The 18,076-nt window shown below is 67.9% G+C and carries 20 protein-coding genes and 1 tRNA gene; 15 read left to right on the top strand and 6 right to left on the bottom strand.

The annotated features are described in order from the left end of the window. Complete coding sequence (mutM, locus tag KIH07_RS22945) at nt 1-816, bottom strand: bifunctional DNA-formamidopyrimidine glycosylase/DNA-(apurinic or apyrimidinic site) lyase (protein ID WP_226494162.1); 816 nt, start codon at nt 814-816, stop codon at nt 1-3. Between the two features lie 172 nt (nt 817-988). Between mutM and KIH07_RS22950 the strand changes: the two genes are divergently transcribed. The 7 genes from KIH07_RS22950 to pth all read left to right on the top strand — a co-directional run bounded on the left by KIH07_RS22950 (nt 989) and on the right by pth (nt 6,886). Continuing rightward, the gene (locus KIH07_RS22950) at nt 989-2,749 is read left to right on the top strand and encodes a tetratricopeptide repeat protein (RefSeq protein WP_226494163.1); all 1,761 of its coding nucleotides are present in this window, start codon (nt 989-991) and stop codon (nt 2,747-2,749) included. A 41-nt stretch (nt 2,750-2,790) separates the two neighbouring features. Continuing rightward, complete coding sequence (locus KIH07_RS22955) at nt 2,791-3,249, top strand: lipoprotein insertase outer membrane protein LolB (RefSeq protein WP_226494164.1); 459 nt, start codon at nt 2,791-2,793, stop codon at nt 3,247-3,249. 23 nt (nt 3,250-3,272) lie between these two features. Further along, the gene (gene ispE, locus KIH07_RS22960; protein ID WP_226494804.1) at nt 3,273-4,154 is read left to right on the top strand and encodes a 4-(cytidine 5'-diphospho)-2-C-methyl-D-erythritol kinase; all 882 of its coding nucleotides are present in this window, start codon (nt 3,273-3,275) and stop codon (nt 4,152-4,154) included. Nucleotides 4,155-4,245: 91 nt separating this feature from the next. Further along, nucleotides 4,246-4,322: transfer RNA gene (locus KIH07_RS22965), tRNA-Gln, on the top strand. 103 nt (nt 4,323-4,425) lie between these two features. Continuing rightward, a complete protein-coding gene (locus KIH07_RS22970; protein WP_226494165.1) occupies nt 4,426-5,400 on the top strand; it encodes a ribose-phosphate pyrophosphokinase in 975 nt (324 codons plus the stop codon). A gap of 101 nt (nt 5,401-5,501) precedes the next feature. Further along, nucleotides 5,502-6,125 (top strand): 50S ribosomal protein L25/general stress protein Ctc, encoded by a 624-nt coding sequence (locus KIH07_RS22975; protein WP_226494166.1) that lies wholly within the window; start codon nt 5,502-5,504, stop codon nt 6,123-6,125. 95 nt (nt 6,126-6,220) lie between these two features. Continuing rightward, a complete protein-coding gene (pth, locus tag KIH07_RS22980) occupies nt 6,221-6,886 on the top strand; it encodes an aminoacyl-tRNA hydrolase (RefSeq protein ID WP_226494167.1) in 666 nt (221 codons plus the stop codon). Here the strand turns inward: pth and KIH07_RS22985 are convergent. Genes KIH07_RS22985 through KIH07_RS23005 form a run of 5 tightly spaced genes read right to left on the bottom strand, consistent with a single transcriptional unit; the run spans nt 6,841 to nt 11,228 of the window. Further along, the gene (locus KIH07_RS22985; protein ID WP_068173604.1) at nt 6,841-7,134 is read right to left on the bottom strand and encodes a YfhL family 4Fe-4S dicluster ferredoxin; all 294 of its coding nucleotides are present in this window, start codon (nt 7,132-7,134) and stop codon (nt 6,841-6,843) included. The genes pth and KIH07_RS22985 overlap by 46 nt on opposite strands. 22 nt (nt 7,135-7,156) lie before the next feature. Beyond that, a complete protein-coding gene (coaD, locus tag KIH07_RS22990; protein WP_226494168.1) occupies nt 7,157-7,675 on the bottom strand; it encodes a pantetheine-phosphate adenylyltransferase in 519 nt (172 codons plus the stop codon). 33 nt (nt 7,676-7,708) lie between these two features. After that, a complete protein-coding gene (gene rsmD, locus KIH07_RS22995) occupies nt 7,709-8,323 on the bottom strand; it encodes a 16S rRNA (guanine(966)-N(2))-methyltransferase RsmD (protein WP_226494169.1) in 615 nt (204 codons plus the stop codon). A gap of 53 nt (nt 8,324-8,376) precedes the next feature. Beyond that, nucleotides 8,377-9,726 carry a M16 family metallopeptidase gene (locus KIH07_RS23000; RefSeq protein WP_226494170.1) on the bottom strand — a complete coding sequence of 450 codons (1,350 nt, stop codon included), beginning with the start codon at nt 9,724-9,726 and terminating at the stop codon, nt 8,377-8,379. Between the two features lie 20 nt (nt 9,727-9,746). After that, nucleotides 9,747-11,228 (bottom strand): M16 family metallopeptidase, encoded by a 1,482-nt coding sequence (locus tag KIH07_RS23005; protein ID WP_413465789.1) that lies wholly within the window; start codon nt 11,226-11,228, stop codon nt 9,747-9,749. Between the two features lie 29 nt (nt 11,229-11,257). Between KIH07_RS23005 and ftsY the strand changes: the two genes are divergently transcribed. From ftsY to KIH07_RS23045, 8 genes are all read left to right on the top strand, one after another. Beyond that, entirely contained in the window at nt 11,258-12,301 is a 1,044-nt protein-coding gene (gene ftsY / locus KIH07_RS23010; RefSeq protein ID WP_226494171.1) for a signal recognition particle-docking protein FtsY, read from the top strand. 98 nt (nt 12,302-12,399) lie between these two features. Continuing rightward, nucleotides 12,400-12,687, top strand: coding sequence for a hypothetical protein (locus KIH07_RS23015; RefSeq protein ID WP_226494172.1), 288 nt, complete (start codon nt 12,400-12,402; stop codon nt 12,685-12,687). Between the two features lie 203 nt (nt 12,688-12,890). Next, nucleotides 12,891-13,496 carry a CDP-alcohol phosphatidyltransferase family protein gene (locus KIH07_RS23020; protein ID WP_226494173.1) on the top strand — a complete coding sequence of 202 codons (606 nt, stop codon included), beginning with the start codon at nt 12,891-12,893 and terminating at the stop codon, nt 13,494-13,496. 152 nt (nt 13,497-13,648) lie between these two features. Then, on the top strand, nt 13,649-14,329 hold the full coding sequence (locus KIH07_RS23025; protein WP_226494174.1) for a methyl-accepting chemotaxis protein: 681 nt from the start codon (nt 13,649-13,651) through the stop codon (nt 14,327-14,329). 4 nt (nt 14,330-14,333) lie between these two features. Next, nucleotides 14,334-14,831, top strand: a complete 498-nt coding sequence (locus tag KIH07_RS23030; protein ID WP_226494175.1) for a hypothetical protein — start codon at nt 14,334-14,336, stop codon at nt 14,829-14,831. 32 nt (nt 14,832-14,863) lie between these two features. Further along, entirely contained in the window at nt 14,864-16,435 is a 1,572-nt protein-coding gene (locus KIH07_RS23035) for an extracellular solute-binding protein (RefSeq protein ID WP_226494176.1), read from the top strand. A 16-nt stretch (nt 16,436-16,451) separates the two neighbouring features. After that, entirely contained in the window at nt 16,452-17,318 is an 867-nt protein-coding gene (locus KIH07_RS23040; protein WP_226494177.1) for a hypothetical protein, read from the top strand. A 47-nt stretch (nt 17,319-17,365) separates the two neighbouring features. Beyond that, nucleotides 17,366-18,076 (top strand): PspA/IM30 family protein, encoded by a 711-nt coding sequence (locus KIH07_RS23045; RefSeq protein ID WP_226494178.1) that lies wholly within the window; start codon nt 17,366-17,368, stop codon nt 18,074-18,076.

Raw genomic sequence — 18,076 nt, forward strand, 5'->3', positions numbered from 1 at the left:
TCAGGGCTTCTGGCAGAACGGGCAGTAATACGTGGACCGCTGCCCCTGCCGGATCGCCCGGATGGGGGTGGCGCAGACCCGGCACGGCAGCCCCTCGCGGCCGTACACCATGGCATCGAGCTGAAAGTAACCGTTCTGGCCTTGCGCACTGGAGAAGTCGCGCAAGGTGCTCCCACCCAGGGCCACGGCGCGTTGCAGCACCGCCACAATGGCCCCGTGCAGGCGCGCCGCCCGGGGTTTGCTCAGTCGATCGGCCCGCAGCGTGGGGCGGATGCCCGCCATGAACAGCGCCTCGGACGCATAGATGTTCCCCACACCCACCACGATATCCCCCGCCAGCAGCACCTGTTTGATGCTGGAGCGGCGCTGGCCCAAGGCCTGGTGAAAAGCCAGAGGCTCAAAACCCACCTCCAGCGGCTCCTGCCCCAGTCCCGCCAGCAACTTGTGCGCACGCGGATCGTCCAGCGACGCCACGTACACCACAGCACCAAACCGGCGGGGGTCGTGCAGGCGCAAACACCCCCGGCTGGTGTCCAGTTCGAAATGGTCGTGCACCCCGGGCGGCGGCAGGCGGGGTGCAAACAGCAGGCTGCCCGACATGCCCAGATGCAACAGCAGCACACCACGGTCCAGGTGCACCAACAGGTATTTGCCGCGCCGCGCCACATGCAGCACCGTGCGCCCCTGCAACTCGGACGGCTCGCAACCCAACGGCCAGCGCAGGGGTTTGCCCAGATGCAGGCCGCGCACCTGCGCCCCCGCGATGCGGTCGGCAAAACTGCGGCGTGTCACTTCAACTTCGGGAAGTTCGGGCATGGGCAGGCGCTTTTTCAGTGGGGACCGGAACACCGGCGGGTTACAGGAATCACACGCAATGCGCCCTGAACCCTTCCATTATCATGACCCAATGAATACCCTGCACCACAGCGCCAACAAGGCTCCCGGGCACATGGAACCAGCACACCCGCTGCGCCCCCAGGCCAGACCCATGCGGTTGTTGTTGGTGGCCGCCCTCCTCGGTTCAAGCCTGGGCACATGGGCACAGACCCCCCCGCCACCTCTCGCGCCAGTGACCGGCGCTGGCGAGCCGGCCGAGCCGGTGGTCAATTCCACGTTGAACGCGCCGCAGTTCTACCAATTGCTGCTGGGAGAACTCAATATTCTCTCGGGGGAGCCCGGCGCGGGCTATTCCTTGATACTGGATGCGGCGCGCCAGCAGCGCAACGCCCAGCTCTATCGCCGTGCGGTGGAAGTGGCCCTGCAGGCCCGCTCCGGCGAGGCCGCCTTGACGGCAGCCCGCGCTTGGGCCAAAGACCTGCCAAAGGACGTCGAAGCCAACCGGTTTGTATGGCAGATCCTGCTCGCGCTCAATCAGGTCAATGAAACCGGACCGGTGTTGCGCGACATCCTGGAACAGAGCAGTCCGACCGAGCGCAACGACGCCATCAACGCGATTCCCCAGGCCTATGCGAGGGTCGCCGACAAGTCCCAGGCGCTGGCCGTGGTGCGTGAAGCGCTGGGCCCGTCGCTCAAACAGCGGGCACACGCCGCCGCCGCGTGGACCACATTGGGGCGCATGGAGCTTGCGCTGGACCAGCAATCCCAGGCCCTTGCGTCGGCCCGGAAAGGACACGCGGCCGACCCGGCATCACCCTTTCCCGCCCTGCTGGCGCTGGAACTGCTCGAACAGGGACAACCGGAGGCTGAGGCCCTGATACAGGACCACCTGCGGGTGGCGGCACCGGCCGACCCCAACGGACCCGTGGTTTCGCTGACCTACGCGCGCCTCCTGCTGGACCTCCAGCGCAACGCCGAGGCGCGTGACCAGCTGAACCTGCTCACCAGTCGCCAGCCCGAACTGCCAGAACCCTGGCTGCTGCTGGCCACCCTGCAAATACAGGACGACGCGCTGCCGCAGGCCACCGCCTCGCTGCAAAAGTACATGGGACTGGCACGCCAGGTGAACGATGAGCGTTCGGCCCGCGGCCTCACCCAGGCCTATCTGCTGATGGCCCAGATCGCCGAAAAACAGAACGACATCGCCGCCGCCAACGCCTGGCTGGACCGCATCGAAAACGCGGACGACATCATGGCCGCCCAGATGCGCCGGGCCTCGCTGCTGGCCCGCCAGGGACAACTCGCCCAGGCCCGGGCGCTGCTGCGCAATCAGCCCGAGCGACGACCGGAAGACGCCCGCCTCAAGCTGGTGGCCGAAGGCCAACTGCTGCGCGACTTCAAGGCCTGGGAGCAGGCCTACGAGGTGTACGGAGAAGCGGTGAAGCGTTTTCCCCAGGACGTGGAACTGCTGTACGACCAGGCCATGGTGGCCGAAAAGGCGGGCAAACCCGAGACCATGGAGCAATTGCTGCGTGAGTTGATTGCGGCCAAACCGGACTACCACCACGCCTACAACGCCCTGGGGTATTCGCTGGCCGACCGCAAGCTGCGCCTGCCCGAAGCCAAGCAACTGATCGAAAAAGCGGTCGAACTCGCGCCCACCGACGCCTATATCCAGGACAGCCTGGGTTGGGTCGAATTCCGGCTGGGCAATTTCCAGCGCTCGCTGCAGATCCTGCAGGCCGCGTACGGCAAACGCCCCGACGCGGAAATCGCGGCCCATCTGGGCGAGGTGCTCTGGGCCCAGGGCCAGCGCGAACAGGCGCTGAAAATCTGGCGCGAGGGCCTGCTGCTGGCCAGAGACAACGAAACCCTGCGGGAAACCCTCAAACGGCTGCGCGTCAACCCATGAGGCGCGCAGCGCATCCGGCGATGGCGCTCGCAGGGCGGTGGATGGTCCTGCTGTGCGCCGCATGGCTGACCGCCTGCGCCACACCCCGACCAGTGGCGCCCGGCGAGGCGGCCTGGAATGGCCGGCTGGCCCTGCGGGTTGACAACGATCCGCCACAGTCCTTCTCGGCAGGGTTCGACTTGCGGGGTTCGGCGCAAACCGGAGAGCTCCAGCTCACGTCGCCCCTGGGCACCACACTGGCCACGGTGATCTGGTCCCCCCAGGGGGCCGAGTTGCGCCAGGGTGGACAGATCACCCAGCGCAGCAGCCTGGACGAACTCACCACCGAACTCGGCGGCACCGCACTGCCGGTGGGCGCCCTGTTCGAGTGGCTGCAAGGCCAGGCCGGCAGCGCCAGTGGCTGGCAGGTCGATCTGGCTCGCCATGCCGAAGGCCGCGTCACCGCGTGGCGCACCAGCCCGCCGCCCACCGCCGAACTGCGCATCGTTTTCGAACCATGAGCGCCTCCTTGTCCCGAACGCCGCTGCTGCGGCTGTACGACGTTCCCGCCCCCGCCAAACTCAACCTGTTCCTGCACGTCACCGGACGGCGGCCCGACGGCTACCACCTGCTGCAGTCGGTCTTCATGCTGATCGACTGGTGCGATCGCCTGCACTTCGAGTGGCGGCACGACGCAGGCATCAGCCGCGAAGACCTGACGCCTGGCCCATCATTGCCCGCCGAAGACCTCTGCGTGCGCGCCGCTCGCGCTCTGCAGCAGGCCACCGGCTGCACGCAGGGTGTGCACATTGCACTGGAGAAACACCTGCCGGCCGAGGCCGGCCTGGGTGGCGGCTCCTCCGATGCCGCCACCTGCCTGCTGGCCCTCAACAGGCTTTGGGGGCTGGGCCTGAACCGCGCCCAGCTCGCCGCCATTGGCGTGCAGCTTGGTGCCGACGTGCCCTTTTTCCTGGGCGGACGCAACGCCTGGGTCGAAGGCGTGGGTGAACAGTTGACCCCGCTGGCTTTGCCCGCCGCCCGGTTTGTGGTGGTCAAACCACCGGGAGGCGCATCCACGCAGCGCATTTTCAGTTCGCCAGATTTGAAACGGGACACAAAGACTGCTACAATCCAAGGCTTTGCTGCAAACGATTCGTGTGAGCGGTTGACGTGTGAAATCCAGAGCCTTCTGGATTTTGGTCACAACGACCTGCAACCCGTGGCGCAGGCGTTGTGTTCCGATGTGGGGCACGGCATTCAATGGCTTCAAAGCCATGGACTGCAAGGACGCATGACCGGCTCGGGCACCGCTGTCTTTGCGCAAATGCTGCAGTCGCAAGATCTGTCGGACGCCCCCAGCGGCTGGACGGTTAGAGAATGCAGCAACATGGATGCACATCCATTGCTCGACTGGTGCACCGATTAGAATCGGCCGGCACACAGCCCAGGCAGTTGATGCGCAGCCTGCGACATATCGGTCGCCTGTCCGGCCCCAAGGTCAAACAGGTGTCCTGCGTAGGGGAGTCGCCAAGTTGGTTAAGGCACTGGATTTTGATTCCAGCATGCGAAGGTTCGAATCCTTCCTCCCCTGCCACCGTTTTTCTGCAACACACCACACAGCGGCTTGATGCCGCATGGCCAAGCACCCGGCCATGTGCCGCCCGACCCCGATGACCGCCGATCCAGCTGGGAACACCATGCAAGTTCAACCCCCGGATTTCATGATTTTCACCGGCAACGCCAATCCGGTATTGGCGTCCGAGATCGCCCAGCATCTGGGCACGCAGCTCGGCGCGGCCAACGTGGGCCGCTTCTCGGACGGTGAAGTCACGGTGGAAATCACCCAGAACGTGCGCGCCCGCCACGTGTTCGTGATCCAGTCCACCTGTGCCCCGACCAACGAAAACCTGATGGAACTCATCATCATGGTTGACGCGCTCAAGCGCGCGTCGGCCGTGAGCATTTCGGCCGTCATTCCCTACTTCGGCTATGCCCGCCAGGACCGCCGTCCGCGTTCGAGCCGCGTGCCCATCAGTGCCAAGGTGGTGGCCAACATGCTGCAGGCCGTGGGCGTGAACCGCGTGCTGACCATGGACCTGCACGCCGACCAGATCCAGGGCTTTTTCGATATCCCGGTGGACAACATCTACGCCTCGCCGGTGCTGCTGGGCGATCTGCGTCAGAAGAATTATTCCGACCTGCTGGTGGTTTCGCCCGACGTGGGTGGCGTGGTGCGGGCCCGTGCCCTGGCCAAGCAGCTCAACTGCGACATGGCCATCATCGACAAGCGCCGGCCCAAGGCCAACGTGTCGGAAGTCATGCACGTGATCGGTGACATCGACGGGCGCAACTGCGTGATCATGGACGACATGATCGATACCGCCGGCACGCTGGTCAAAGCCGCCGAAGTGCTCAAGGAGCGCGGCGCCAAGCACGTCTATTCGTACTGCACCCACCCGATCTTCTCGGGCCCGGCCATCGAGCGCATCGCCAAGGGTACCGCCCTGGACGAGGTGGTGGTGACCAACACCATTCCGCTGTCGCAGGCCGCCCAGGCCTGCTCCAAGATCCGCCAGCTCTCCGTGGCGCCGCTGATGGCCGAAACCATCGCGCGCATCGCCTCGGGTGAGTCGGTCATGAGTTTGTTTGCCGATCAGGACAACCTCTTCTAAGAGGCACTGAAGGCAACAAAAAGTGGGCGACCTCCATGGTGGGGGTGGCTCTTTTGAAACAGAGGCGTTCTGGTCGCGGAACCCCTCCATTGGAGAACGTTATGCAATTTGTCGCTTTTGAGCGCGCCAAGCAGGGTACGGGTGCGAGCCGCCGTCTGCGCAACACCGGTCGCGCGCCCGGTATCGTTTTTGGCGGTGAAGCCCCTGCCGCCACGATCGAACTCGATCACAACGCCCTGTGGCATGCCTTGAAGAAGGAAGCGTTCCACGCCTCCATTCTCGACATGGAACTCGGTGGCCAGGTGCAAAAAGTGCTGCTGCGCGATGTGCAGTACCACCCCTACAAGCCCCAGGTGCTGCACGTGGACTTCCAGCGCGTGGACGACAAGACCCGCCTGCGCAAGAAGGTGCCGCTGCACTTCATCAACGAAGAGAACAGCCCCGCGGTCAAGACCGACAAGTGCGTGGTCAACCACGTGCTGACCGAGATCGAAATCGAATGCCTGGCCACGCAACTGCCGGAGCACATCACCGTTGATCTGGGCGAATGCACCAAGGGCGCTACCGTGCACACCGGCGACATCAAGCTGGGCAAGGGCGTGAAGCTCGTGATGCACGGCCGCAAAGACCTGACCTTGGCCACCATGGTTGAACCCGTCGAAGAAGTGGTGGCCGCTCCCGTGGTCGCCGCCGCCGACGACAAGAAGGGCAAGAAGAAGAAATAAGTCCCCACAGGACCTTTCTCTTCTGCCTGAAACGGCCCGCTCTGGCGGGCCGTTTCGCTTTCCGTGCTTTCACCAAACTGCCGATAATCCTGCGCATGATCCGACTCATTGCCGGGCTGGGCAATCCCGGCCCCGAATACGAACACACGCGCCACAACGCCGGTTTCTGGTGGGTGGACGAAGCGGCGCGGCTGCTCAAGGTCCCGCTGCAGATGGAGCGTGGGCATTTTGGCCTGGTGGCGCGCGCCAGCGTGGCGGGTCAGAGCGTCTGGCTGGTGGAACCCCAGACCTTCATGAACCTCTCGGGCAAGTCCGTGGGTTCACTGGCGCGTTTTTTCAAGATCGCGCCTGAAGAAGTGCTGGTGGTGCACGACGAACTCGACCTGCCGCCGGGCGAGATCAAGCTGAAAAAAGGGGGCGGTCACGCGGGCCACAACGGACTGCGCGACATCCATGCCCAGCTCGGGAGCGCCGACTACTGGCGCCTGCGCGTGGGCATCGGCCACCCGGGCAACAAGAACGAGGTGGCGAACTGGGTGTTGAAGAAGCCGTCGCCGGACGACCGCATCGCGATTGCCCAGGCGCTGGACCGCAGCCTCAAGGCCCTGCCCCAATTGATCGCCGGCGACATGGACAAGGCCACGGCGCTGATCCACACCAGCAAACCGCCACGCCCCAAGCCGCCGCGTCCGCCGGCGGCCGACGCACCCAAGGCTCAGGTGCCCGAAGCGGGCGGGTTGCCGGCCGCCGACAAGGGCTGACCCGCCTTCTGCAGGCGCTGGTATTTCTGCCACAGCGTCTCGCGGCTTTCCACGTGCTGCGGATTCACCGGGATACAGCTCACCGGACAGACCTGCACACACTGCGGCTCGTCGAAATGGCCCACGCACTCGGTGCACCGGGACGGATCGATCTCGTAGATCTCCGGGCCAAGATAAATGGCCTCGTTCGGGCACTCCGGCTCGCAGACATCGCAGTTGATGCACTCGTCGGTGATCATCAAAGCCATGGCTGGTCTCCGGTATGGAGGTTCATGCCTGCAATGGCTGCGGCTTCAGACGCTGCGCCACCGGCCCACTCACCATCTGCGACACGTCGCCACCCAGATAGGAAATCTCGCGCACCAGGGTGCTGGAAATGCACTGCAGCTCGGCCTGGGGCAGCAGGAACACGGTTTCCACGGCGGGGTTGAGCTTGCGGTTCATGGCCGCCATCTGCGCTTCGTAGTCGAAGTCCGTCAGGTTGCGGACGCCACGCACCACGGCGCAGGCTCCCTGTTGGCGGCAGAAGTCCATCATCAACCCGTCGAACGGCAGCACCCGCACCCGCCCGGGCATGCGCGACGCCGCCTCGCTGGCCATGTCCAGCCGCTCGCGCAGGCTGAAACGGGTTTTTTTGTGGTGCGCCATGGCAACCGCAACGATCACTTCGTCGAACAGCTGCGCGGCACGGCGCGTCACGTCTTCGTGGCCCAGCGTCAGCGGATCGAAAGTGCCGCTGTAGACCGCGATGCGGGGTGCGCTCGCGGGCGTGGAAAGGGAAACGTTCATGGCCGGGATTATGCGCGAGCGCCCCGGGCGGCATCACTGCGCCGGCAATAGCCGCAACAGGTGAAAGGCGACCGCGCCGGCCTTGCCCTGGCGATGCAGCTGCAGCCCCAGCCTGGCCAGTTCGTCGTCGCTCCAGGCGCGGGGGGCTTCGAGGTAGATCAGGCCATCGTCGCGCAGCGTCTGGCGCGCCGCCTGCAAGGCAGCGAGGTACAGCGGCTCGTTGCCGTCGTCCCCGAAGGGGGGGTCCAGAAACACCACATCCAGCCCCTGGCCGCTGCGCTGGCGCAGCGCGGCCACACCGTCACCACGCTCCACCCGCACCGCATCGGCCTTCAGGCGGGTCCTGGTGGCGTTGAGCTGGTGGACCAGGCCCGGGTCCTGCTCGACCAGCACCACCTCGAGCGCGCCGCGCGATGCCGCTTCCAGTCCCAGCGCGCCGGTGCCGGCGAAGGCGTCCAGACAACGCAGCCCGGAGAGGTCCTGCCCCAGCCAGTTGAACAGGGTTTCACGCACCCGGGCGGGGGTGGGACGCAGGCCGGGCCGGTCGCTCACGGGCAGTTTGCTGCGCTTCCACTGACCGCCGATGATGCGGACTTCCTGGGGTGCGTTCACCGTCGGGCGACGGGTGGATCCGGGTTGCTTTTTCATGACGCTAGCTTAAAGGCTGCCGGGCTGCCCCGCCCTGCATCGGACCCAGGCACTCAAGGTTTGGCGCCCACCGTCACCGTCACCATGCGGTCGGGCTGCAGCACGCGGGCGAAGGCGCGGCGGATGTCGGCCACGCCGACCCGCTGCACCTGTTCGGTCCAGGTGTCCAGGTAGTCCAGCGGCAGGCCGTGCCAGGCGATGTTGGACACGTTGTCGAGCAGCTTGCGGTTGTTGTCGATGCGCAGGGCGAAGCCGTTGACGAGGTAATCCTTGGCGGCCTGCAGTTCGGCCTCGGTCGGGCCTTGCTCCACGAAGGCGCGCACCACCTCGCGCGCCACGCCGATGGCCTGATCGGCCTGGTCCGGGCGGGTGGTCAGGCCCAGCTGGAACGCCCCGGCGTGCAGGCCGGGCGCGAAATAGCTGTAGACGCTGTAGCTCAGGCCGCGCTTTTCGCGCACTTCGGTGGTCAGGCGCGAGACGAAGCCGCCGCCCCCCAGGATGTAATTGCCCACGAACAGCGGGAAGAAGTCGGGGTCGTTGCGCGCCACGCCGGGCTGGCCGATCAAGACCTGCGCCTGCGCGGCGTCGAACGGCAGGCGCTGCTCGACCGCGGCGGTCAGCGGCGCCACCTCGGCCACCGTCGGCAGCGCCTCGCAGCCGTGCGGCGCCACCGCGGCCATGAACTGGCCCACGATGCGGTCGGCGCGCGCGCGGTCGATGGCCCCCACCAGACTCACCTGGGCGCGGCAGGCCACCACATGGCGGCGGTAGAAACGGCGCATGTCGGCCACCTCGATGGCGTTCAGGGTCTCGGCCTTTGCCTCCTGTCCGTAGGGGTGACTCCCATACACCGCGCGCGAAAACGCACGACCCGCATGGGTGCCGGGCCGGGTCTCGGCCTCGCGCAGGGCGGCAAGCGAGCGCTCGCGATCGCGCCGCCACACGCTGGACGTCCACGCCGGCGCGGCGAGCTGGCGCGCGGCCAGCGCCACAGCGCGCTCCAGCAACTCGGGCTCGGTGAGGCTGCGCAACGACACGCTGAAGCGGTCGCCGCCGGCCTGGGCACCGAACTGTGCCCCGAGATCGACCCAGGCTTCGCTGAGCTGGTTCTCGTCGAGCGCGGGCTGGCCGGCGTGGGCCAGCACTCCTGCGGACAACATCCCGGCGGTGGCACTGGCCAGACCGGCCTGCCCGGCGGGGTCGCGGCGGCTGCCGCCGTCGAAATTGAGCTGCACGTCCAGCATGGGGATGGATGGGCTGGGCACCAGGTAGACCCGCGCGCCGCTGGCGTGCGTCCAGTGCTCGATGGGGATGGCCGCGTGCGCTGGCAGCAGCGCGTTGAGCACCAGCAGGCCAGTGGCGATCAGGCCCGGGCGGATGAAGGGGGAGCGCAAATGGGGCATCGGTGGTTTCCGGTGGCGGCTCAATGGCGCGTCAGCGCCGGGCGCGGACCGGCCGGCCTGGGCGCCGCAGGCTCGCGACGGCCCGGGTCGGGCACCAGCACGGCGGTGGTGAGTTGTTCGTCACTGAAATAACGCTGGGCGACCGAGCGCACCTGCTGCGCCGTGACGCCGCGCAACTGGTTCATGAGGCGTGCGCTGGCGTTCACGTCCATGCCGTTGATCCAGTAGCTGCCCAGCTCCTGCGCCTGGTTGAACACCGAGTCGAGCTTGTAGATTTCGCCCGCGGTCCATTGCGTCTTGACGCGCTGCAGCTCGGCCTGGGTGACGCCCTCGCGGGCGATGCGCGTCACCTCGTTCCGTAGCGCGGCGGCGGCCCGTTCGGCGGACACGCCCTTGGCGGGCACGGCGCTGAGTGTGAACAGCTGCGGGCCGCGGCCCATGAGGCCGTAGGAAGCGCCGGCGCTGTCGGCGATGCGCCGGCCGCCAGTGCCCAAGCCCTGCACCAGGGCGCGTTCCAGCCGGGCGCCGCTGTAGCCGTCGAGCACGGCGGCCAACACGGTCAGCGCCAGCGCGTCCTGGTTGGCCGCATCGTCGCCCCCGGTCCAGCGTGGCGTCTTCCAGGCCTGCACCACCATGGCCTGCTCGGTGCCGGCGCGGTATTCGAGCCGGCGCGGCCCGGCCTGGGGCGGCTCCTCGCGTGGTTTGCGCGGTGGCACGGCGCTCGCGGGCAGGCTGCCGTAGAGGGTTTCGGCCAGTGCCCGCACCTGCGCCACGTCCACGTCGCCCGCGATCACCACCGCCGCGTTGGCCGGGCTGTACCAGCGCTGGTAGAAGTCGCGCGCGTCCTGCGGTGTCATGGCCTCGATGTCGCTCATCCAGCCGATGATGGGCCGCCGGTAGGGGCTGGCCTGAAAAACCATGGCGCTGAGGGCTTCGAACATGCGCGCACGCGGCGCTTCCTCAATGCGCTGGCGACGCTCTTCCTTGATGACTTCGATCTCGCGCTGGAACTCCTCGTCGCTCCAGCGTGCGTGCGCGAAGCGGTCGGCCTCCAGCCGCATCACGGCCTCCAGCTGGCTCGCGGGCACTTGCTGGTGGTAGGCCGTCGCATCGCGGCTGGTGAACGCGTTTTCGCGCCCGCCCAAGGCGGCCACGCGGCGCGAGAACTCCCCGGCCTGCAGGTCGGGCGTGCCCTTGAACATCAGGTGTTCGAGCGCATGCGCCACGCCCGAGGTGCCATCCACCTCGTCCATGGCGCCCACGCGCACCCACAGCATGTGGGCCACGGTGGGGGCGCGGCGGTCGGGTCGCACGATCAGGGTCATGCCATTGGACAGCGTGAAGGTCTGCGCCTGGGTGGGCGCGGCCGGTGTGGCGGTGGCCGGCGATGGCGGCGCTTCGGCGGGCGTCTGGGCCAGTGACGGCCCGGCCATCAGCGCGCCGATCAGGGCCGGGAAAAGCGCACCGCGGACGGTGTCAAACAAGGGCGGGGTGCGTTTCATAGAATGCAATGGATTCTAGAGATTGAAAAATGTTCTCGTTCTTCCGCAAAAAAGCCCCCACCCCACCCTCGCCACCGGCAGCGCCGGACCGTGCAGCCGCGCCAGCGATGCCCCCCGCCGCCGCGCCCGCGGCTCAGATCGCCACACCCGTCCCGGCGGCGCGCGAAGCGGCGCCACGCCAAGGCTGGCTCGACAAGCTCAAGGCCGGGCTGCGCAAGACCGGCTCCAGCATCGCCACGGTGTTCACCGGCACGCAGATCGACGACGCGCTCTACGAAGAGCTGGAAACCGCGCTGCTGATGGCCGACACCGGCGTCAAGGCCACCGAGCACCTGTTGGCCGATCTGAAAAAACGCGTCAAGGACAGCAAGACCACCGACCCGGCCGCCGTCAAGGGCCTGCTGGCCGACGCCATCGCCGACCTGCTGGCGCCGCTGCAGAAGCCGCTGGTGATTGGTGAGCACAAACCCACGGTGATCATGGTCGCGGGTGTCAACGGCGCGGGCAAGACCACCTCCATCGGCAAGCTCACACGGCACCTGGCCAACGAAGGCGCCACCGTGCTGCTGGCCGCGGCCGACACCTTCCGCGCCGCCGCGCGCGAGCAGCTCGCCATCTGGGCCGACCGCAACACTGTGGAGATCATCACCCAGCAGGGCGGCGACCCGGCGGCCGTGAGCTTCGACGCCGTCACCGCCGGCAAAGCGCGCGGTCGCGACGTGGTGCTGGTGGACACCGCCGGGCGCCTGCCCACGCAGCTGCACCTGATGGAAGAGCTGCGCAAGATCAAGCGCGTGGTGCAGAAGGCCGATGCCACGGCGCCGCACGAGGTGCTGCTCGTCATCGACGGCAACACCGGCCAGAACGCGCTCACGCAGGTGAAGGCGTTTGACGACGCGCTGCAGCTCACCGGCCTGATCATCACCAAGCTCGACGGCACGGCCAAGGGGGGCGTGATCTGCGCCATCGCGCGGGAAAAGCCGGTGCCGATCTATTTCATCGGCGTGGGCGAAAAGCTCGAAGACCTGGAAACCTTCGACGCCCGCGAATTCGCGCAAGCGCTGCTGGCCTGAACGGCTGGGGGCGCCATCACCCCTGGCCGGCGTCGCCTTCGTGGGGCCCGCTGGCCTCGTCGGCCGCGTAATGGCACCACGGCTGCATGGCGTTGCGCATGGTGAGCAGCTGCCTTTCGAACCGCGGACAGACCGGCTGCGCGGTCTGCCGCGACAAGGTGCACGAGCTGCGCACCAACCTCAGCGGCTGGCAGACCCAGCGGCGCCTGCTGGACGGCGGTGATCTGCCGCAAGCACCCGACGCGGCCTGCGCCTGCGCCGCCACTGGCGAAGCCTTCGATGTCTCCACCGGGTTGACCGCCGCCGTGACGGACGGCCTGGTCACCGGCATGCACCGCCTCACGGCCGCCGACCCCAACGACCCCACCCAGGCGGCGCGTGCATGAGAATTAAGCGCCCCGCCCACACGCCCGCCAGGAGCCGCCCTTGCCAACCGCCCCTCTTCGCCCGCATCGCCGCAACCACCCGTCGAGGTGCGTCGCCGGCCCGGCCGCCGCGCGGTGGGCCTCCCTGGGCGTGACGCCGGAGCCGATGAAGACCCGCGACGCGGCCGACCGGGCCTATCCGTCGCGGTGGGTGGAGCCGGCCCATGCTGGATAAAGCCGTCCAGCGCGCCCTGCGCCCGACCATGACGCGGGCCGCGCGTGCCCTGGTGCGGCTGGGCGTGGGCGCCGACGCCCTCACCCTCGCCGGCTTCGCCATCGGAATGGCGGCGGCCGCCGCCATTGCTTTCGAGGAGTTCCTGCCGGGCCTGGCGCTGCTGCTGCTCTCGCGCCTGATGGACGGTCTGGACGGCGCGGTCGCCCGTGCCACCCACCCGACCGACCGCGGTGGCTTTCTGGACATCACGCTCGACTTCCTGTTCTACGCCGCCATTCCACTGGCCTTCGCCCTCGCCGACCCGGTGGCCAATGCCCTGCCCGCCGCCGTGCTGCTCGCCGCGTTCATCGGCACCGGCAGCAGCTTCCTGGCCTTTGCCGCCGTGGCCGAAAAGCGCCGGCTGCAGTCGCTGGCGTTTCCGGAGAAGAGCTTCTACTTTCTGGGTGGCCTGACCGAAGCCACCGAAACCATCACCGCTTTTGCCGCCATGTGCCTGTGGCCGCAGTGGTTCGCGCCCATCGCCTACGGCTTCGCCGCGCTGTGCGGCATCACGATCGCGCTGCGCATCGGCTGGGGGTGGCAGCGGTTCCGTTGAAGGGGTGTGTTGGCGCTGGCCCGCGCCACGCTTGGCATTAAACTCCCGCGAGGGTGCTTCCCCGTTCCGTTCGCCCTGGACAGCGATCGGTCCGGCCACAGGTCATCCGGTGCGGGAGTACCGTGTATCAACACCATGCTGGAGAACAAGACATGAAGGGAATGCTGGGCTTCCTGGAAAAGGCCGGGCTGGTCAAGATGGACACGCCCGTGGAGCCGCCGCCCATGGAACCGCTGGCCGAGGCGGTCCCCAGCCAGGCCAACGCGGCGCCCGCGCAGGAAGCCGCCGAACCGGCGGCCCCGCCCAGCGCCGCAGCGGCCCCGCTCGACCTCGATGCCGTCTACGCCCAGGCGGGCGTGGCACCGGCTCTCTACCCCGCGGAGCGGCTGCTCCGGCTGCTGGACGGGCTCAGCGCCATGGACGAGGCCACGCGGCGCATGGCCATCAAGGCGATGGACGCCGCCGACGAATCCTGGACGATCGAAGACCCGCTCGCCGACGCCGCCGCCAAGGTCCAGGCCCTGGCGATGCACGCCGAACTGCTGCAGCTGAATCTGCAGGCGCTGGAACGCGACACGCGGGCCCGCATGGAAGCGGTGGCGGCGCGCCGCGAAAAAGTGGTGGGCGACATCCGCCAGCAGATGTCCGAGCTCGACGCGCTGGCGACCCGCGAGACCACCCGGGCCGCCCAGGAGCTGGCCACCCAGGAAGCCCAGCTCAAAGCGGCGCAGGACCGCACCGCCGCCGAGCTGGCCAGCCTGTCCCAGCTCAGTCGGCAGTTCCAGGGCCTGTCCACCCAATTCGGCGCCCCCGCCGCCCCCACCCAAGAATGACACCATGGCCAGCTTGACCCCCCTCTCCAAAGGACTGATCGGCCTGGCCGTGGTCGGCGCCATGGCGTCGGCCGTGTGGCATCTGGCGCTGAAGGAACGCTTCGGCTCCGCCCCACAGACCACCCCGGAAGCGACAACGCCCGCCACCGTGGCCACCCCACCCGCGCAAGACCCCTATTCGCCGCCCGCCGTCGCGGCCGAGCCCCCCGTCCCGGCCCCGCCGCCGAACGAGGCCAGCAGCGCGGCCGCCACCGCCGACGGCGCCCTGTCGCCGGCCGAACACGCCGAGCGCGGACGCCAGTTGATGGAGCGCGGCGAATTTGCCCAGGCGCGCGGCCATCTGGAGCAGGCGGTGCAGGGCGGCAACGGCGGGGCGGCCTGCCACCTGGGCGAGATGACCCTGAAAGGCCAGGGCGGCATTCCCGCGAACCAGGACGCCGCCGCGCGCCTGTTCCAGTTGGCCCAGTCGCGCAATACCATCTGTTTCGCCGCGGGCCAGTGAAGGCTCGGTGCTTCCTGTTGAAAAGGTTTCCCATGAAATTTCACACCCTTGCCCTGACCGCGACCCTGGTGGGCAGCGTCTGGATCGCCGGTGCCGCGCAAGCCCAGGGCTTCGTGTTCGGCACGGCCGAGCCCAAGGCCGCACCCAACGCCGCGGCCGGCGCGCGCAATCCGAAGGTGGAGTCCGCGCAGCGCCTGCTGGCCCGCATGGGCCTGCTGCGCGAGGCCCCCACCGGCACGCTCACGCCCGCCACGCAGGAAGCCATCCGCAGCTTTGCCGCCCGCGCCGGCCTGGCGCCCACCAGCGAAGTCAACGACGCGCTGCTCAACGCCATCCGCCGCCACATCTGGCAAAGCCAGAACTGGTCCGCCGGCAACTACAAGGGCAAGGAAAAGCTCGTGGACGCCCAGGGCCTGCGTGAAGCGCAGATCCTGCTCGGCAAACTCGGCTTCAACGCCGGCCCGCTGGACGGCACCTTCGGCCCGCAGACCCAGGTCGCCACCGAAGCCTTCCAGGAGTCCCAGGCCGTGAGCGTGGACGGCCTGATCACGTCCACCGTGCTGATGAACCTGCGCCGCGCCGTCAACGGCGCGGGCGCCAGCGCCAAGGAAACGGTGCGGGTGCTCAACTGGCCCGACTACATCGAACCCAGCGTGCTGCAGGACTTCGAGAAGGAATACAACATCCGCGTGGTCTACGACATCTTTGCCGGCAACGACGACCTGCAGGCCAAGCTGAGCGCGGGCGGTGTGCCCTACGACGTGGTGTTCCCCACCGCCAACGCGGTGCCGGGCATGGCCAGCCAAGGCCTGCTGAGCAAGCTCGACAAGACCAGCCTGAAGAACCTGAACAACATCGACCCGCGCGTGGATGCGACGCTGCGGGCCTGGGACAAGGACGGCAGCTTCAGCCTGCCCTACATGTGGTACACGGTGGGCATCGCCTGGAACCCCAAGCTCACCGCCAAGGCCTACCCCGGTTACGCCATGGACGCGCTGGGCTCGGTGTTCGACCCAGCCATCGCGCGCCGCTTCCAGTCCTGCGGTGTCGGCGTGGTCGACTCGGCCTCCGACGTGGTGCCCCTGGCCGCCATGGCCGGCGGGCAGGGCAAGTGGGACAGCAAGAACTCCATCGCCGCGGCCGACAAAGTGCTGCAGCGCCTGGCGGGCACCGTCAAGGTGATCCCCACCGACCAGTTCATCGACGCCCTGGCCACCGGCAAGATCTGCGTGGCCATCGGCTTCTCGGGCGACGCCGTGCAGGCGCAGGGCAAGTCGCGCAACGCGGTGGAATACCGCGTGCCGGCCGACGGCGGCCTGCTCGCCATCGACGCCATGGCCGTGCCCGCGAACGCCAAGAACAAACGCGCCGCCCACCTGTTCATCGACTACCTGATGCGGCCGCAGGTGATCGCGAAGATCTCCAACACCGTGGGCTACGCCAACGCCAACCTCAAGGCCGGCGAGTTCATGAGCGACAGCGTCAAGTCCAACCCGGCCGTGGTGCCCAGCACCACCGCGCTCAGCCGCTCCTCGCCCATCCCCATCCTCACCGAGCGGGACCAGCAGGAGATCGCGCGCGTCTGGGCCCGATTCGCCAAGTGACACGGACCCCTCGCCATTGAGCCCACAACCTTCCTATCTGGGCGCTTTCCTGAAGCACCCGCACAACCGGGTCGCCCTGCTGGCGGCCGGTGTGGTGGCCATTTTTGCGTCCATTCCCATGGGCTGGGCCGGCCTGGCCCTGGTGGGCACGGTGGCGCTGGGGACCGAGATCCTCGCCGCCCTGACCATCCCGAGCCTGCCCGTGTTCCGCGCCTGGGTGGACCGGGAGCAGCAGCACCAGGCGCTGACCCAGCGGCGCCAGCAGCTGATCGCCGAACTGCGCGACCGCGGTGAAACCAGCGCCCTGTCCACCTACCAGCACATGTGGGAACGCGTGCAGGCGCTCTACCAGACCGCCAGCGACCGGCGCACCTCGCTCACCCGGCAGGACGTGGAAAAGCTCGACGCCCTCACGGTGGACTACCTCGGCCTGTGCACGGTCAACGCCTCGCTGCGCCAGCGCAAGGACCGCGCCAGCGAAGACCAGGTGGTCAAACGCATCGCCAGCGTCGAGGCCCAGCTGAAAAACCCCGCCCTGTCGGACGAAGAGGCGCGGCAGTTGCGCGCCACCCTGGGCGAATACAACGAGGTCATGAACCGCTCGCGCCGCCTCGCGGTGCGCCGCAGCGCGCTGGAGGCCGCCCTGATCGCCATGCCCGACAAGATGGAAGAGGTGTACCAGCTGGTGATCACCTCGCCCTACGCCACCGACATGGGCGGCAAGCTCGAAGAATCGCTCTCGCGCCTGCGCATCGCCGAAGAGGTGGCGGCCGAATTCGGCCCGGCCGACCTGTTCGATGTGGACAAACCCCAGGCCGCCCGCGCGGCATCCACCGCGGCGAACCCCGCGGCGCGGCAGGCGGCGCAACGCCTCAAAACCTAAGGCCCCACAGGCCCCAAAACCCCCAACGCATTCAACCAGGAGAACCCATGGCCAACAACGCAATCTTCGCCCGCCTCGCCAACCTCTGGAGCGGTTTCATCTCCCTGTGGGTCTCGGACATCGAGAAAGAGCACCCCGAGATCGCCTACCAGAACGCGATCGCCTCGATGATCCAGAAATACACCCAGCTCAAGGCCGCCACCGGCGCCATCATCGCGCGGCGGCTGGAAATCACCTCGCGGCTGGAGACGCATGAGCGCGAACTCGCCAGCGTCAGCACCGATCTGGAAGCGGCGCTCGCCACCAACCAGGACGATCTGGCCGTGGTGCTGATCCAGAAGAAGAACTCGCTGGATGCCGCCATTGCCGAGCTGCGCGCCGACGCCACCCAGGCCACCGCCGACGCCGACAACGCCAAGGATTCGCTGATCCAGGTGAAGACCGAGATCGACAAGCTCAAGGCCGAGAAGGAACGCATGCTGGCGCAGATGCACAGCGCCCAGGCGCGGCTCAAGATCCAGGGCCAGCTTGACGGTCTGTCGGTGGACGCCGAGGTGCAGGCACTGGGCGCGGTGCGCGACCACATCAAGAGCCAGGTGGCGCAGGCCAGCCTGGGCGCCGAACTGCAGAACTCCGATCTGGACGTGCGGCTGAACAAACTGCGCCAGAGCAGCGGCAGCGTGACCGCCAAGGCCCAGCTCGAAGCCATGAAGCAGGCCCGCGCCGCCGCGCAGGCCGCCCCGACCAAGACCCTCTGA

The sequence above is a fragment of the Hydrogenophaga taeniospiralis genome, from assembly GCF_020510445.1.
Taxonomy (GTDB): domain Bacteria; phylum Pseudomonadota; class Gammaproteobacteria; order Burkholderiales; family Burkholderiaceae_C; genus Hydrogenophaga.

Coding starts and splice junctions, on each gene's coding strand:
- KIH07_RS23045 (WP_226494178.1), top strand. CDS start 17,366: ATGGCCAACAACGCAATCTTCGCCCGCCTCGCCAACCTCTGGAGCGGT.
- KIH07_RS23000 (WP_226494170.1), bottom strand. CDS start 9,726: ATGCCCCATTTGCGCTCCCCCTTCATCCGCCCGGGCCTGATCGCCACT.
- KIH07_RS22970 (WP_226494165.1), top strand. CDS start 4,426: ATGCAAGTTCAACCCCCGGATTTCATGATTTTCACCGGCAACGCCAAT.
- mutM (WP_226494162.1), bottom strand. CDS start 816: ATGCCCGAACTTCCCGAAGTTGAAGTGACACGCCGCAGTTTTGCCGAC.
- coaD (WP_226494168.1), bottom strand. CDS start 7,675: ATGAACGTTTCCCTTTCCACGCCCGCGAGCGCACCCCGCATCGCGGTC.
- rsmD (WP_226494169.1), bottom strand. CDS start 8,323: ATGAAAAAGCAACCCGGATCCACCCGTCGCCCGACGGTGAACGCACCC.
- KIH07_RS22975 (WP_226494166.1), top strand. CDS start 5,502: ATGCAATTTGTCGCTTTTGAGCGCGCCAAGCAGGGTACGGGTGCGAGC.
- KIH07_RS23025 (WP_226494174.1), top strand. CDS start 13,649: ATGAAGGGAATGCTGGGCTTCCTGGAAAAGGCCGGGCTGGTCAAGATG.
- KIH07_RS23035 (WP_226494176.1), top strand. CDS start 14,864: ATGAAATTTCACACCCTTGCCCTGACCGCGACCCTGGTGGGCAGCGTC.
- KIH07_RS23015 (WP_226494172.1), top strand. CDS start 12,400: ATGGTGAGCAGCTGCCTTTCGAACCGCGGACAGACCGGCTGCGCGGTC.
- ftsY (WP_226494171.1), top strand. CDS start 11,258: ATGTTCTCGTTCTTCCGCAAAAAAGCCCCCACCCCACCCTCGCCACCG.
- pth (WP_226494167.1), top strand. CDS start 6,221: ATGATCCGACTCATTGCCGGGCTGGGCAATCCCGGCCCCGAATACGAA.
- KIH07_RS22985 (WP_068173604.1), bottom strand. CDS start 7,134: ATGGCTTTGATGATCACCGACGAGTGCATCAACTGCGATGTCTGCGAG.
- KIH07_RS22955 (WP_226494164.1), top strand. CDS start 2,791: ATGGTCCTGCTGTGCGCCGCATGGCTGACCGCCTGCGCCACACCCCGA.
- KIH07_RS23005 (WP_413465789.1), bottom strand. CDS start 11,228: ATGAAACGCACCCCGCCCTTGTTTGACACCGTCCGCGGTGCGCTTTTC.
- KIH07_RS23020 (WP_226494173.1), top strand. CDS start 12,891: ATGCTGGATAAAGCCGTCCAGCGCGCCCTGCGCCCGACCATGACGCGG.
- KIH07_RS22950 (WP_226494163.1), top strand. CDS start 989: ATGCGGTTGTTGTTGGTGGCCGCCCTCCTCGGTTCAAGCCTGGGCACA.
- KIH07_RS23030 (WP_226494175.1), top strand. CDS start 14,334: ATGGCCAGCTTGACCCCCCTCTCCAAAGGACTGATCGGCCTGGCCGTG.